At 37.2% G+C, this 15,662-nt stretch carries 16 protein-coding genes; 13 read left to right on the top strand and 3 right to left on the bottom strand.

What is annotated here, in order from left to right:
* Positions 1-26: 26 nt before the first annotated feature.
* Positions 27-335 carry a hypothetical protein gene (locus tag FQT67_RS08455; RefSeq protein ID WP_015984836.1) on the bottom strand — a complete coding sequence of 103 codons (309 nt, stop codon included), beginning with the start codon at positions 333-335 and terminating at the stop codon, positions 27-29.
* Between the two features lie 176 nt (positions 336-511).
* On the opposite strand from FQT67_RS08455, the gene FQT67_RS08450 reads away from it, so the two are divergent.
* The 7 genes from FQT67_RS08450 (at position 512) to rbfA (ending at position 7,034) form a co-directional block, all read left to right on the top strand.
* On the top strand, positions 512-691 hold the full coding sequence (locus FQT67_RS08450) for a hypothetical protein (RefSeq protein ID WP_046176799.1): 180 nt from the start codon (positions 512-514) through the stop codon (positions 689-691).
* A gap of 468 nt (positions 692-1,159) precedes the next feature.
* Positions 1,160-1,654, top strand: coding sequence for a ribosome maturation factor RimP (gene rimP / locus FQT67_RS08445; protein ID WP_044022604.1), 495 nt, complete (start codon positions 1,160-1,162; stop codon positions 1,652-1,654).
* 142 nt (positions 1,655-1,796) lie between these two features.
* Positions 1,797-2,954 (top strand): transcription termination factor NusA, encoded by a 1,158-nt coding sequence (gene nusA / locus FQT67_RS08440; RefSeq protein WP_003057051.1) that lies wholly within the window; start codon positions 1,797-1,799, stop codon positions 2,952-2,954.
* Between the two features lie 15 nt (positions 2,955-2,969).
* Positions 2,970-3,266: a YlxR family protein gene (locus tag FQT67_RS08435; protein ID WP_003057040.1), complete on the top strand. Its 297-nt coding sequence runs from the start codon at positions 2,970-2,972 to the stop codon at positions 3,264-3,266.
* Positions 3,259-3,561: a YlxQ-related RNA-binding protein gene (locus FQT67_RS08430; RefSeq protein WP_003052320.1), complete on the top strand. Its 303-nt coding sequence runs from the start codon at positions 3,259-3,261 to the stop codon at positions 3,559-3,561. The genes FQT67_RS08435 and FQT67_RS08430 overlap by 8 nt, the downstream gene beginning before the upstream one ends.
* 19 nt (positions 3,562-3,580) lie before the next feature.
* Positions 3,581-6,478: a translation initiation factor IF-2 gene (gene infB, locus FQT67_RS08425; protein ID WP_012767488.1), complete on the top strand. Its 2,898-nt coding sequence runs from the start codon at positions 3,581-3,583 to the stop codon at positions 6,476-6,478.
* A 205-nt stretch (positions 6,479-6,683) separates the two neighbouring features.
* Positions 6,684-7,034: a 30S ribosome-binding factor RbfA gene (gene rbfA, locus FQT67_RS08420; RefSeq protein ID WP_002994317.1), complete on the top strand. Its 351-nt coding sequence runs from the start codon at positions 6,684-6,686 to the stop codon at positions 7,032-7,034.
* A 132-nt stretch (positions 7,035-7,166) separates the two neighbouring features.
* Here the strand turns inward: rbfA and FQT67_RS08415 are convergent, their stop codons facing one another.
* Positions 7,167-8,153: an alpha/beta hydrolase gene (locus tag FQT67_RS08415; protein WP_046176798.1), complete on the bottom strand. Its 987-nt coding sequence runs from the start codon at positions 8,151-8,153 to the stop codon at positions 7,167-7,169.
* 180 nt (positions 8,154-8,333) lie between these two features.
* On the opposite strand from FQT67_RS08415, the gene FQT67_RS08410 reads away from it, so the two are divergent.
* Entirely contained in the window at positions 8,334-9,086 is a 753-nt protein-coding gene (locus FQT67_RS08410) for a transposase (RefSeq protein WP_080937714.1), read from the top strand.
* A gap of 232 nt (positions 9,087-9,318) precedes the next feature.
* Here FQT67_RS08410 and FQT67_RS08405 read toward each other — a convergent pair whose 3' ends face one another.
* A complete protein-coding gene (locus FQT67_RS08405) occupies positions 9,319-10,485 on the bottom strand; it encodes a YSIRK-targeted surface antigen transcriptional regulator (RefSeq protein WP_046176797.1) in 1,167 nt (388 codons plus the stop codon).
* A gap of 546 nt (positions 10,486-11,031) precedes the next feature.
* On the opposite strand from FQT67_RS08405, the gene FQT67_RS08400 reads away from it, so the two are divergent.
* From FQT67_RS08400 to FQT67_RS08380, 5 genes are read left to right on the top strand one after another with little or no spacing between them, the layout of a single operon-like run.
* Positions 11,032-12,462, top strand: coding sequence for a Cys-Gln thioester bond-forming surface protein (locus FQT67_RS08400; protein ID WP_227986141.1), 1,431 nt, complete (start codon positions 11,032-11,034; stop codon positions 12,460-12,462).
* A complete protein-coding gene (gene lepB, locus FQT67_RS08395) occupies positions 12,463-12,993 on the top strand; it encodes a signal peptidase I (RefSeq protein ID WP_003060262.1) in 531 nt (176 codons plus the stop codon). It begins immediately after the preceding gene.
* A gap of 31 nt (positions 12,994-13,024) precedes the next feature.
* The gene (locus FQT67_RS08390; RefSeq protein WP_111679036.1) at positions 13,025-14,047 is read left to right on the top strand and encodes a QVPTGV class sortase B protein-sorting domain-containing protein; all 1,023 of its coding nucleotides are present in this window, start codon (positions 13,025-13,027) and stop codon (positions 14,045-14,047) included.
* Positions 14,048-14,070: 23 nt separating this feature from the next.
* Positions 14,071-14,796: a class B sortase gene (srtB, locus tag FQT67_RS08385; RefSeq protein ID WP_046176795.1), complete on the top strand. Its 726-nt coding sequence runs from the start codon at positions 14,071-14,073 to the stop codon at positions 14,794-14,796.
* An 8-nt stretch (positions 14,797-14,804) separates the two neighbouring features.
* The gene (locus tag FQT67_RS08380) at positions 14,805-15,434 is read left to right on the top strand and encodes an FctA domain-containing protein (protein ID WP_003060486.1); all 630 of its coding nucleotides are present in this window, start codon (positions 14,805-14,807) and stop codon (positions 15,432-15,434) included.
* Positions 15,435-15,662: the final 228 nt, after the last annotated feature.

Raw genomic sequence — 15,662 nt, 5'->3', positions numbered from 1 at the left:
CCCAAAGAGGAGCATTAGCCCCCCTCTTAATTAAACATTTCTTCGACTTCTTTTTTAGTAAGCTCGTTGATTGTTCCTTTTTCCAATTTCACAAAGTATTGGTCTTTGTATTTAGTGCTTGGGCAGATGCAGTATACTTTTCCTTCTTCAATTTCCCAAGTTTTTAAGTAACCGTCATCTTCGTCTGCTTCAATAAATTTGCGGTCTAATTTGTAAGTTGGGTGTGTTCCTACGATTTCTGCAACCCAAGCCCCTTGACGTTTTGAGTAAGCCATTTCGATTTTTCCTTCTACGATTGCTTTTTCCATTTCGAAGCTTGTTACGTTGATTTCCATTTTGTTTACCTCTTTTTTTGTTTTATCTTTATGATTATATTATATACAATATTGTATACTATGTCAATAGAAAAGATAAATTTTTTTAAAATTATTTTTTAGTCCATTAAACCAGACTTAATTTAAAAAGTCCTTTTTACGAGACTTTTACGAATAATAAGATAAGGAGGTGCATTATGCTAACATACGATGAGTTTAAGCAAGCTATTGATGACGGATATATCGTAGGCGATACAGTAATAATCGTGCGCAAAAACGGACAGATTTTTGATTATGTGTTGCCTGGTGAGCCTGTGAGACAGTGGGAGATGTTGACTGATGAGAGAGTGGAGGAGGTGTTGAGGGAATTGGAGTAACATTACCCGTCAATCACCCGTTTATTTTTGTTTTTTCATCTTTTTCTATCCTTTTTATATTTTCAAAACACCAACGTTTAAGTGTTCTACAAAGGATGAAAACGGTGAGATAGCTACCAGCAATCCCCTCCTCTCCTTATATTCTATTGATAAATCAATGGTTTTAGGGTTTTTGCCCATCTTTTGATATCAAACAAATACCCCGTGGGAACTTGGGTATTTTTTATCACAACGGTATCGATTTGTGTGACGAGGGATAAGGTTTGCCTGTCCCACTAAAAGGTGACAATAGACCTTAAAGCTGAACGTGATAAGGCCTGCCTATGAGGAAAGGAACATATTTTCTTGCATTCCTTTTTTATTGTGGTATAATAGCTTTAAATAATACAGAAAGGTGGTGAGAAGTCTCTCGCCACTTTTGTATTGAGTTGAATTTGAAGAGGCCTTTGGCCTAATGAACATTAGAAAATAGAGGAGGTAATCAAAATAGCAAACACATCTATTATTGATATCGTGACCAAGACGGTAGCGCCTGAGATTAAGGCACCCTATGAATTAGTAGACGTTGAGTATGACAAAATGGGGAGTGATTATGTTCTTAGCATCTTGGTTGATAAAGAAGGCGGCATCACGGTAGAGGACACCTCTGATTTAACAGATATTATTAGCCCCTTGCTAGACACCATTACACCAGACCCTTTTCCGGATCAATATATGTTAGAGGTATCGAGTCCTGGCTTAGAACGTCCTTTGAAAACTGTTGAGAGTTTAAAAGCAGCAGTAGGTTCTTATGTTAATGTGAGCCTCTATAAAGCAATTGACAAGGTTAAAGTTTTTCAAGGTGATTTACTTGCTTTTGATGGTGAGACGTTGACGATTGATTACCTTGACAAGACTCGCCATAAGACTGTAGACATTCCTTACCAAACGGTTGCTAAGGCTCGTTTAGCTGTTAAACTATAGTTATTGAGTCAAGATTAGCCGGATACCCAATGGCTAGCAACCAATTCAAATGGAACGAAACTAACTGAGCCCTAAGGGCTCGTGGATGTATTACTTTAAGAAAGGATTTTTGCCAAGCTTTAGAAGCAAGGTAGATAACATTATGAGCAAAGAAATGCTAGAAGCCTTCCGCATTTTGGAAGAAGAAAAACACATTGATAAGGCAGATATTATTGATGCAGTCACAGAATCACTAAAGTCAGCCTATAAACGTCGCTATGGTCAGGCAGAATCATGTGTTATTGAATTTAATGAAAAAACCGCTGATTTTCAAGTGTTCACGGTTCGTGAGGTTGTTGAAGAAGTTTTTGACAGTCGTCTTGAAATTAGTTTGAAAGATGCTCTTGCTATCAGTTCTGCCTATGAATTAGGGGATAAGATTCGTTTTGAGGAATCTGTTAATGAATTTGGGCGTGTTGCTGCTCAATCAGCTAAACAAACCATTATGGAAAAAATGCGTCGCCAAATGCGTGAAGTTACTTTCAACGAGTACAAAGAGCATGAAGGTGAAATCATGACAGGTACAGTTGAACGTTTTGACCAACGTTTTATCTATGTTAACTTAGGGTCACTTGAAGCACAATTATCACACCAGGATCAAATTCCAGGAGAAACTTTCAAATCACATGACCGTATCGAGGTTTATGTTTACAAGGTTGAAAATAATCCTAAAGGGGTTAACGTTTTTGTTAGTCGTAGCCATCCTGAATTTATCAAACGGATTATGGAGCAAGAAATTCCTGAAGTATTCGATGGAACTGTTGAAATCATGAGTGTTTCTCGTGAAGCAGGAGATCGTACGAAGGTTGCTGTTCGCAGTCATAACCCGAATGTTGATGCTATCGGAACCATTGTTGGACGTGGCGGAAGCAATATCAAAAAAGTCATTAGCAAATTCCATCCTAAACGTTTGGACGCTAAGACAGGTCTTGAGATTCCAGTCGAAGAAAACATTGACGTGATTCAATGGGTAGATGATCCAGCAGAATTTATCTATAACGCCATTGCACCAGCTGAAGTGGACATGGTTCTCTTTGATGATGATGACCTTAAACGTGCGACAGTTGTTGTTCCAGATAGCAAATTGTCATTAGCCATTGGTCGTCGTGGGCAAAACGTTCGCCTAGCGGCACATTTGACTGGATACCGTATCGATATTAAATCAGCTAGTGACTATGACCGATTTGAGGCTGAAAAAGAGGCAGCGATGGCGATGGAAGAATCAATTGCTGACGATAGTGCCGCTAACGAGGAAGTATAAGAAAAGAGGTGTTTGATGTCTAAAGTCAAAAAAATACCTTTACGAAAATCACTTGTTTCTGGTGAAATCATTGACAAGCGAGATCTCCTAAGGATAGTCAAAACAAAGGATGGTCAAGTTTTCATTGATCCAACTGGTAAACAAAATGGTCGTGGTGCCTATATCAAATTAGACAATCAAGAGGCCTTAATGGCCAAGAAAAAACAAGTTTTTAATCGTAGTTTTTCAATGGACATTCCAGAAAGTTTTTACGATGACTTGATTGCTTATGTTGATCACAAAGTCAAAAGAAGAGAGTTAGGTCTTGACTAATTTAGAAAGATTATCTAATCTCATTGGTCTAGCTCAAAGGGCTGGAAAAGTGATTTCTGGCGAAGAATTGGTGGTGAAAGCCATTCAAAGTCAGCAAGTAGCACTGGTTTTTCTAGCCAATGATGCTGGCCCCAATGTGACAAAAAAAGTAACAGATAAAAGTAATTATTATAGTGTAGAAGTCTCCACAGTGTTTAGTGCACTGGAATTAAGTGCTGCATTAGGTAAGCCGAGGAAGGTTGTTGCCATTGCAGATGCTGGATTTTCAAAGAAAATGAGGACTCTTATGGAATAGACGAATAGGAGGACACAAATTGTCAAAGAAAAGATTACATGAAATTGCCAAGGAAATTGGTAAAAGTAGTAAAGAAGTGGTAGAACAGGCCAAATCTTTAGGGTTGGACGTGAAAAGTCATGCCTCAAGTGTCGAAGAAGCGGATGCTAAAAAGATTGTCTCAAGTTTTTCAAAAGCCTCTAAACCTATCGCAAAGACATCTCAATCCATTACAAAGCCTGTCAAACCTGCAACGATTAACGCGTCTGAGCCTTCTCGATCAGATAAGCCTAAAGCCATTGCCCAATCAGTAGCAGCACAAAAGCAGGCAGTGACTGAGGTAGCCGAAAAACCTGCGGTTACTAAACCAAAAAGCCGTAATTTTAAAGCGGAGAGAGAAGCGCGGGCGAAAGAACAAGCTGCGCGTCGGCAAGCAGGAGGCACAAATCGTTCCGAAGACCGCCGTGGTGATTCCCGTCAGGCTAATCGAGGTAATAGTGATCAAGACCGTAGAGGTCATCGCTCGCAAGGTCAATCAAAAGATAGACGATTTGATCAGAGACCATCAAATGGAAGCAATCGCAACGATAACCGTCAGCAAACTGGCAATCGTGACCGTAACCGTTCCTTTACAAATGGGAATCGTCAAAATGATCGCTTTGCTGATAACAGACGTCAAGAACAGGCTCAACCAAGTGGACCTAGAATTGATTTTAAAGCCCGTGCAGCTGCCTTAAAGGCTGAGCAGAATGCAGAATATTCTCGCCAGAGCGAATCCCGCTTCCGCGAACAAGAAGAAGCTAAACGCTTAGCTCAAGTTGCCAGACAAGAAGCTAAGGAAGCAGCTCTTCAAGCACAGGCTGAAGAAAATAATCGTCGCGAGACGTCAGCGAAAACTGCTGAACCTGTGGTTGCAATGGCTGCTCCAGTAGCAGCTGTCACAAAGCCATCAGATAACCGTCGTAAAAAACAAACCCGTCCTGAAAAGAATCGTGACATGGATCACCATTCAGAAGAGGGACAAAAGAAAAATAAGAAGAGTTGGAATAGTCAAAACCAAGTGAGAAATCAAAAGAATAGTAACTGGAACAAAAACAAGAAGACCAAAAAAGGCAAAAATACTAAGAATACCAATACTGCTCCAAAACCAGTAACCGAGCGTAAATTCCATGAATTGCCAAAAGAATTTGAATACACGGAAGGCATGACTGTTGCCGAAATCGCAAAACGTATCAAACGTGAACCCGCTGAAATTGTTAAAAAATTATTCATGATGGGTGTTATGGCAACTCAAAACCAGTCTTTAGATGGGGATACTATCGAATTATTGATGGTAGATTATGGTATTGAGGCTAAGGCTAAGGTAGAAGTAGATGATGCTGATATCGAGCGATTCTTTGAGGATGAAAATTACCTCAATCCTGAAAATATTGTAGAACGCGCACCTGTTGTAACTATCATGGGACACGTAGACCACGGTAAGACAACTTTGCTTGATACTTTGCGTAACTCACGTGTGGCAACAGGAGAAGCTGGAGGAATTACTCAGCATATTGGTGCTTACCAGATTGAAGAAGCTGGTAAGAAAATCACTTTCTTGGATACTCCTGGACACGCGGCCTTTACAAGTATGCGTGCACGTGGTGCTTCAGTTACCGATATCACGATTTTGATTGTTGCTGCTGATGATGGTGTTATGCCACAAACGATTGAAGCAATCAATCACTCAAAAGCTGCTGGTGTTCCAATCATTGTTGCTATCAACAAGATTGATAAACCAGGTGCTAATCCAGAACGTGTCATTGCAGAATTGGCAGAATATGGCATTATCTCCACTGCTTGGGGCGGTGACAGTGAATTTGTGGAAATTTCCGCTAAATTCAATAAAAACATCGATGAGTTGTTAGAGACTGTCCTTTTAGTAGCTGAAGTGGAAGAACTTAAAGCTGATCCAACCGTTCGTGCAATTGGTACTGTTATCGAAGCACGTTTGGATAAAGGTAAAGGTGCTATCGCTACGCTTCTTGTTCAACAAGGAACTCTTCATGTTCAAGACCCAATCGTTGTTGGTAATACCTTTGGTCGTGTCCGTGCCATGGTAAATGACCTTGGTCGTCGTGTTAAATCTGCGGAGCCATCAACACCAGTTTCCATTACTGGTTTGAATGAAACACCGATGGCTGGTGATCACTTTGCTGTTTACGCTGATGAAAAAGCTGCGCGTGCAGCTGGTGAAGAGCGTTCAAAACGTGCCCTCCTCAAACAGCGTCAAAACACGCAACGTGTTAGTCTGGATAACCTCTTTGATACCCTTAAAGCAGGCGAGATTAAGACTGTTAATGTCATCATCAAAGCAGACGTTCAAGGTTCTGTTGAGGCTCTTGCAGCATCTCTTGTGAAGATTGATGTGGAAGGTGTCCGTGTCAATGTCGTTCACTCTGCTGTAGGTGCTATCAACGAATCCGATGTGACCCTTGCTGAGGCGTCAAATGCTGTTATTATTGGTTTCAACGTTCGCCCTACCCCACAAGCTCGTCAACAAGCGGATACGGATGATGTGGAAATTCGTCTTCATAGTATTATCTATAAAGTCATTGAAGAAGTAGAAGAAGCCATGAAAGGGAAACTTGACCCTGTTTACCAAGAAAAAATTCTTGGTGAAGCCATTATTCGTGAAACCTTCAAAGTTTCTAAAGTGGGAACAATTGGTGGCTTTATGGTAATCAACGGTAAGGTGACACGTGATTCGAGTGTTCGTGTTATCCGTGATAGTGTCGTTATTTTTGATGGTAAACTGGCCAGCTTGAAACATTACAAAGATGACGTTAAAGAAGTCGGTAATGCTCAAGAAGGTGGGTTGATGATTGAAAACTTTAACGATCTTAAAGTTGACGATACTATTGAAGCCTATATTATGGAAGAAATTGTGAGAAAATAGGGGCTAAGAAGGTCTGAGATGTAACGTTTTTCCTCTGTCGGAAATAATGACTTTTTCTACCAGATGAGCTACTTGGGGCATTCCTCCCAGTCTTGTCATGGAATTCTCAGATTCCCTTTAATTGTCGTTATCAAAACAGGTAGCAATGTCATAAGCTGGGCTTTCAGCCTAGCTTTTGTTTTAAAAATGTGGAAAGGAAATGATTATGGCTAATCATCGTATTGACCGTGTTGGGATGGAAATTAAGCGCGAAGTAAATGATATTCTTCAGAAAAAAGTGCGTGATCCACGTGTTCAGGGAGTAACCATTACAGAAGTGCAAATGCAGGGTGACTTGTCACTTGCTAAAGTTTATTACACCATTATGAGTGACTTGGCATCTGATAATCAAAAAGCACAAACAGGGCTTGAAAAAGCGACTGGAACGATTAAACGTGAACTTGGCAAACAATTGACCATGTACAAAATTCCAGATTTGGTGTTTGAAAAAGACAATTCCATCGCCTATGGTAATAAAATTGATCAACTCTTACGAGATCTTGACAACAAATCCTAAGTATTGCGGTGCGGATGTTATGACGCAAAGAGCCTTATCATTATGATAGGGCTCTTTTTAATTGTTATTTTGTGGTGCAAACTACAAAAAACCACCAGATTAACTGGTGGCAGGTAGGAATTATTCCTCTTATTAAGGGGTTTTGTTGATGGCATCAATGATTTGGTATTGAGCTGTTTTTGCCTCTTCGATAGGATAAATTGGGTAAACGTGGTTCATGCCTTCTTGGGTAATGAAGGTAATATTGTGGTTAGCAGCTTTCAGTTTTGCGGCATAATCGCGAATATCAGGATAAAAGATTTCTCGTGTCCCAGTAAATAAAGTAATTGGTGGTAGATAAGTGATTGGACCATTTTTAGGACTGACATAAATATGGTTGGTATTATCAGCAGAGTAGGCCCACAATTCTCCCACTCGTTTTAATCCCCAAGAAGATAGAATAGGATCAGCATCTTCGTATTTTGGAATCTCTGGGTGTGACATAGTAACATCTAACCAAGGTGATAAAAGAACGAGCTGCTTTGGTTGAGGGACTGATTCATTGTGTAGGGCATGAGCTAGACCTAAGGCTAAACCTCCACCTGCTGAATCTCCCATAAGGAAAATATTCTGATTTTTATGGTAATAGTGTTGGTAAAGATTGACCAATTTTGGCATAGTATAGTTATAGGTATAACGTGGGGCTTTAGGATAAATGGGTAAAACAATTTTAGCGTCAAGACTAGTTGAGAGCGTCTTGAGCATACTGATGTGATAAGATGTTGGATTATTGAGGTAAGATCCACCTGCTAAATAAAAGATGGTTTTTTGATCAGTTTTTCCGTTACTATTCCAAGAGTACACTTGCATGTCAAATAAGTTTTCTTGGACAAGGGTACCATTTACGGTAGTAGGGTCGAGCACATAAGGCTTATTTGATTGTTCTTGGCAAGCATCGAGATAGGTTTGAAAACTGGTATCATCTTGTTCAGCATAGTAGCTTTTGTCTCGTTTTAGCCAGAAATATTGCTCGATAAACCAGCTCTTCCAAGAACGAGAACTAGCTGCAACTGGAGTCGGCAGGCATAAGGTCAGTAATAGACCTAAGGTGACAAGTGTTTTTCGAATAGGATGTTTCAAGGGCATCTCCTTAATGTAAATGTTATTTTTGTTGCAATAATATTATAATAAAAACGATTCATTTGTCAATATAAGGATAGAAAAATGAGAAAAGTTACCCGTGGTGCTAGTTAATTCTGAAAAAATAAAAAAAACTTTGCATATCATAAACTCAAAACAACCACGAAATGAGGAAATGATATGCAAAGTCAAAACTATTATCTCGAAAATCACACTCAAACACAAGTTATTTTTTCAAAAATTTTGACCAAAGTTATCACTTTATATCGGCACTTTGTCCCTAATGACATCAGAAATCGGCGAAATATCCACTTACAAAAGCAATCCGATGTGATTCTTATTGCCAGCTATCTCTGGGCTCTTCAAGAAGGTTGTCGGACCGCAAGTGCTATTTATCGTGCCATTCGTCATAATTTTTTCCCAGATAATTTTCCAGAACGCTCACGTTTTTGTCGTATCTGCCAAAATCTTGCTCAAAGTATTCAGCGCATGCACTACTTTATGGTTTCTGACATTTGTCAAAACTGTTCTTTCGGCTTAATTGATAGTTTTCCTTGTGCTTTATGTCAACTTATTCGTAATTTACGAGCAACTCTCTTATCAGATGTCGCAAACATTGGCTACAACGCGACTAAGAAACTGCATTATTATGGATTGAAATTTTCTGTTCTTGTCAGTGATACTGGATTTCCCATTGATTATGTTGTAACACTAGCAGCTGTTTATGATGGTGATAAAGGCTATGTGGATCAGACAACAAAAGAAGTTCTAGAACATTATGTGATTCATCTGATTTCTCAATTAAGAAAAAATATGGCCAATTATTCATCGTTTGAAAATCATAACATAAGCCGTTTAAGAAAACCTATAGAGACCGTATTTTCAAGTTTAGAGCAGTTTGGAATCGAAGGGTTACGATACAGAAATTTATAGGCGCTTAAATTTAAAACAGAGGCCATATTACTTATCTATTCTCTTTTATTTGAGGACAGTCACTGTGAATTTGGAGTGGGTTTAAAATATTCTCTTGCCTATGCCTGATTAACTAGCACAATGGGTAATTAGATAATAAAAAGACTACACCTTAAAAGTTGGCAGTTAAAGCCAATTTTTAAGGTGTAGTTCATTTTATAAGGTGTTTACCAAATAAGAGAAGGTTGAATCATCATGATTGAATTTGAAATTGTTTTGGAGAAAGTTTGGTTGTAGATTTAAAAACCCTAGAAAAGTGTGAAACATTTTTAAAACCTAAAGCCAATGCAGTGTCTTCAACTTTGACTCCAGATTTTAGCATTTCCATAGCTTTTTTAATTTTTAGATTGAAAAAATAATCTTTAACAGTTACTTTAGTAACAGCTTTGAAGTCTTTCCTTAACTTACTCTCGCTAATATTGAAATGACTGGCAATTTCTTTAGTTGAGAGTTTTTGATGGAGATTATTATACAAATAGTGAATAACAGCGTTAATAAAAGGGGACTGAAAAAGAGATGTTTTTGAATTTAGCTTTCCAATTTCATGCGTAAAATAGACAAAGGCTGCGGCTCGATTTTTTGCAACCTGAGGTAGTGTTTGCGATTTTTCTATTTTTTTAACGAACATATTCCTAATATGATATGCTTTTGCAAAATTCATCCCAACTTCAATACTGACAGAAGATAGCTTTTCGCATAAAATGATGGAAAAATTTTTTTCAGAGCGAAGTGAATTTCCTGTTTGTGGAACAGATAGAAAATTACTCAAATCAGATTTTAAATGTAAAAGCTGTTCTGTATCCCCTGAACGAACACACTGTAATACAGTATTTTCTTGTTGATATATATAGTCATAAGTAGCATAATTTTCTTCCAGTAGGTACGATGATACTTGATAACATTCATTGTCTAAAAGTGATTGTACATAATGTTGAAGTGGAAATTCTAGTAAGTTAGATTCTTCTTTTGAAAAACAGAAATGTACAAGTGTTAGTAACTCTTCTATATCATTCAGAAAAAAAATAGGTAGTTTTTCCAAAAACTCAATGAGTTGATGTTTGTAACTTGATGTCAAGTTATTAAGGTTATCAACATTAATAGGATTAGTACGCCAAGGGCCAATAATTAATGTTAATTTGCTTTTTTTGTCTTTATATAAGAGAAACATTTCTTCGAATTGTCCCTGTAAAAAACAAAAGTGCCGATCTACTTCATCTAACTCTTCTAACATACGAAGGTATTGATAAACAATTGTGTTTGAATTGTCATATTGATAGTGATTTATGAGTTTTTGTTTATCGTTGAAAACAGCAATTGTTGTTTTTAAACAAGTATGAAGACTTTTGATTAATTTTGACATTTTTATCCCCAAAAAAATGATATAGGTATAATATAATGTTAATAAATAAAAAAGAAAAAGTAAAGAAATATCGTAAAAGAAAAAAAAAAAAACAAATAAATTTTAAAATAGCAAAAAATAAAAGAATAGAACATTTTATTAATTGTTAAATTTTTGTAAAATAATATACGATTAAATGTTTTGGAAAATGGAGGGATACGAATGAAATAATTGTTCGAAAATTTAAGTGATTAATTAAAATGAGGAGGACGGTTTTGAAAAAGAAAGGTTTTTGGAAAATCCTTCTAGTACTATTTTGTGTGTTGAACGCAGTGCTACTTAGTTGGGCTGTTTCTGCGGAGTTATGGTGCAACTCAGTAGTATAAGGATTTTCAAGTGGCATTTTATGTTAGGCATATTGATATGATAGAACTTGACGAAATGTTATTTTAAGAGTTTTCGATTTTGACTTGAATTCCATAAGGAGAAAATATGATACAAAAATCAGTTATAGCTTATATAAAATTGATATTTATATTGGGTATATTACTAAATTTTGTTGGAGAAATGCTTCATTCTAATACTGTACTAGCTGAAGATGCTTCAAAAACAACAGTCATCATCAGGAAGTATAAAGAAGGAGATTACTCAAAACTATTAGAAGGAGCAACTTTATCAGTAGAAAGTACTGATGGTGGCTTCAAAAAAGAGTTTCAGAGTGATGGTATTGGTGAAAAGTTAGAATTACCCAATGGTACTTATACCCTGAGGGAGGTTTCTCCTCCGCCAGGATATGCAGTTGCTGATCCTATTACCTTTAAAGTAGAAAATGGTACAGTGTTTATTAAAAAAGATGAGCAATTTGTAGAGAATAGAGATAAAGAGACAGTGTCATCGTATTCCGCTGAGGCTTATACCGATCGAGATGAGGATAGTACATTCGTCTCTCGTGATGGGTCAATAAAATCCTATGGTAAATTCTACTATGCCAAAAGCGCAAATGGACCAGAAGTGGTTTATTGTTTTAATGCTGATTTACATGAGCCGCCTGAGAGTTATGATCACGGAGATTATATAGAACAGGACCGTGATGGCAAGCAAGTAAAATATACTAGGTTAGAGGCGAATGAGCTGATAAAATATGCCAAAACTCCACGACCAAAAGATAATGCTACTTTGGTAAGAAATATCAAAAAAGTTATTGAAATGGGGTACAAGGGGCAGAACCGCTATAAAGATCTAACTGCTTTAGAGTTTAGAGCTGCTACTCAGCTAGCAATCTATTATTTTACAGATAGCGCTCCTATTGATTCTAGTAAGGAGTACCACGGATTTGAATTGTTCCAAGAAAAAGTATTTGATGCAGCTAGAGAGATTGTTAAGTTTGCCGAAGATGATGGAGAGTCAAAAATATCTGACTTAGACTTTTTGGTACCTAACGATAACGGGTATCAATCATTAATTGGAACATCTTACCATGAAGATGGTTTAGTTGATGTAATTCGTATGGAAGATAAGGAGGGCTCTGTTCAGCCTAGCACGCATCAACTGACGGTTTCTAAAACGGTTTCAGGTCTTGCAGGAGATAAAGGTAAATCCTTTGAATTCTCAATAACACTGAAAAATGCACAAGGACAACCACTTACAGGGGACATCCAAACAACTAAAGAACCTATCCAATTAGCTGACGGTGTTGGTACCTTCAGTTTGAAAGACGGAGAGGCTTTGACACTGAAAGATTTACCGGATGGTTATTCTTATGACATCGCTGAAACCAATGCTGACGGTTATACTGTCTTGGTTGGTGGACAAGTTGTAGAAGGCGCTAAAACGTCAGCAGTGGCAGTAAAGGGTGATGTCAATGTGGCATTTGAAAACAAGAAGGATGAAGTAGTCCCTACAGGTATTCGAACAACAACGTGGACTTACCTAAGTTTGCTTCTAGTTGTTGTGTCAGGATTAGGTGCATGGAGCTATTTGTTTAGGAAAAAAGTATAGATGAAAAAGAAAGAACGGGAAAAACAGGCTAAACCGACATCTACTCTTCTTGAGGGATTGAAGACGCTGCTAATAAAGGTAGGTGTAGTGGCTCTTGTAGTTTTTATTCTATTTCATTATATATTTGGTATAACTATCGTAAAGAACGATTATATGAAACCTCGTCTAAATCCAGGTGATGGTGTCCTATATTATCGTCTTGATAGGCAATTTAAAGGAGATGATGCTGTCGTTTACAAAGACAGTGAGGCTACTAGAATTGGGCGGATTATTGCGCAAGAAGGGGATACAGTAGACATTACCAATGATGGTAAGCTACTGGTTAATGGTCATCAAAAAGATGAGGCAAATCCTTATCAGATTCTTCCCCATTCTAGCGGACCGTCATATCCCTATACTGTTCCGAAAAATAGCTATTTTATTCTTTTTGATTATCGTGAAGAACGCACAGATAGTCGCTACCTCGGAGCTATCTCCAAAGATAGTATTCTGGGAATTGTAAGTACCCTTTTACGAGTAAGGGGCATTTAAGTAAAATATAAATTAGATGGAGAAAATAATCATGAAAAAATGTAAAGTATTCTTAACAAGCGCTATGTTGGTTGCTGCAGTTACAGGTGCTAATACAGTTCGTGCAGCTGAACCAGTTCCAGAAGGATCAACAGTCACAATCACAAAAAGTGTAAACTTAACTGATGAAAAAACATTGATGCCCAACACATCATTTAATTTTACTGTTGAATCAGATAAAACTGCAACAGGAACAAAGGATAATTTAGAAGTACAACCAGGTGTGGAATTGACTGGCAAAGAATTCAAAGTTGACTACACAAATGGTGACAAACCCGAAACAAAAAATAAAAAAACAACTGTTGACTTCGCTAATGTAGAATTTCCTAAAGCTGGTATTTATCGCTATGTCGTTAAGGAAACAGAAGGAAAAACTCTAGGTGTGACTTATGATAAAAAAGAGTATGTTTTAGATGTTTATGTGTACAATGGTGAAAATGGTAAGTTTGTAGCTAAATATGTTGTTTCTCATGATAAAGCTAAAGATGCTAAAGAACCAATTCAGTTTAACAATAAATTGAAAACAACTTCATTGACTGTTAAGAAAGTTGTTGCTGGCAACGCTGGTGAACGTGATCGCGAGTTCAGCTTTACTTTGGAATTGACTGCAAATGACCAATTTACTGCAGGTCAAAAAGTAACCTTCATAAAACATGATAAAGACAAAAAAGAAACTCCTGTTGAAGTTACTATTGGTACACCAGCTCAGTTTACATTGAAAGATACTGAAACACTTACTTTGGATAAACTTCCAGTCGGTATTTCTTACAAAGTTAATGAAACAGTAGTAGACGGCTACAAAACTACTGCTCAATTGAAAGATGGAGATAGCACTAAAGTATACAACTTGGGAGATGCTCAAACATCAGATGAAACAGCTGATGTTATTGAAGTAACAAATAATAAAGAAGGTATTATCCCAACTGGTGTTGTGAACACTATTGCACCATTTGCAGCTTTGGCTATTGTAGCTATCGGTGGTAGTCTTTACTTTGTTAAACGTAAAAAAGCATAATCTTCTAATAAAGGATTGATGGAATGAGTAAGCTCATTGATATCCTCAATAAAATTGTTGATGGGGTTGTTTTACTATTTCTATTGAGTATTTTGTTGGTAGCAGGATTGGGATTGTGGGATTCATTGGCAACTTATCAAACAGCGGATAACGGTCATTTTAGACAGTATAAAAATTCTAACCAAAGACCTAATTTTGATGAGTTGCTGGCTCTCAATTCGGATGTTGTGGCTTGGCTAGATGTCAACGGAACCAACATTGACTACCCGGTTGTTCAAGGGAAGACGAATTTAGAATATATCAACAAGTCCGTTGAAGGAGAATATAGTTTATCAGGTAGTGTCTTTTTAGACTATCGGAATAGTGGAACTTTTGAAGATTTTTATTCGCTAATTTATGCTCATCATATGGCAGGAGATGTCATGTTTGGAGAGTTACCTAAATTTCGAGAGAAATCATTTTTTAAGAAGCATAAAAAAATGATTTTAGAAACAAAGGCTAAAAAGAAGTTGAATATTGATATTGTAGCTTGTCTAGAAACGGATGCTTTTGATGAGTTATTGTTTAATCCCTCGGGAGTTATGACAGTTCAAAGAAAGAAAGAAATTGTGAGTAGAATTAAGCAAAAAGCACTACAATATAGAGAAATCGTTTTAACTGATAAAACGCAACTAATCGCCTTATCGACTTGTGAGGATACATCAACAGATGGAAGGATTATTGTTATTGGTAAAGTAAGGAGTGAATAGGATAGCATATGAAAAATAAACTGATATTCGTGTTGTCAATATGTAGCTTATTGGTTAGCCTATTTCTAGTAAAGCCAGCATTGGCTGAAACTGCAGTTACTACCGCTAGGATTGGTGTTGAGAATCGTGTTGATATTAAAGCAACGGAACCAACTGAGGAAGAGACATTTTTATTCATTATAGAAGCGAAAGATGTTAATGCTCCAATGCCGCAGTCAAATCAACTGGAACTAAAAGGATCAAGTAAAGGTTTCTTTGATGACATAACATTTGGTAATGTTGGGGAATATCATTATCGAGTTTATCAAAAAGCTGGTAGCGATAAGCGATATACCTACGATAGTACCGTTTATGAGGTAACTGTTTATGTTTCTTATGATTCACAAAAAGAAACATTAGATGCTAGAATTACAGCAAATAAAGTAGGAGAAGAAGCGAAACGTGAGATTCTTTTCCAACCAACATATTTTTTAGAACATCCACAACCTAAAACCTCCCAATCCCAAAAACATCAGGTGCGAGGAAAATTTCCATCAACTGGCGAAATTGTTAGTTCAGCAGCAATTTTGGGAGGCGTTTTATTGGTAAGTAGTGTATCCGTTCTGTTTATTTCAAAAAAGAATAAGGAAACAGAATAATACCCAGTGTCATTAAGCTAAGATCTCAAAGAACAAAAAGCTATTCCAGTCCGCCTATTTTAGGTATGGTTTGGAATAGCTTTTTTAGTATTTTAAAAACTTAACTTAATGGCATTGGACGTAAGCGTCCAATAACAAGGTATCTACCGAGCTTCTCAATCCTCCCGTATACTATTAACCCGTGGTGCTAGTTAATCTCAAAAATACAATAAAAAGTCTAAAAGGACT

It is taken from the genome of Streptococcus sp. NCTC 11567 (assembly GCF_902141215.1).
Classification (GTDB): domain Bacteria; phylum Bacillota; class Bacilli; order Lactobacillales; family Streptococcaceae; genus Streptococcus; species Streptococcus dysgalactiae.
The sequence above is the reverse complement of the archived record's forward strand: the minus strand, read 5'-3'. Positions and strand labels throughout refer to the sequence as shown.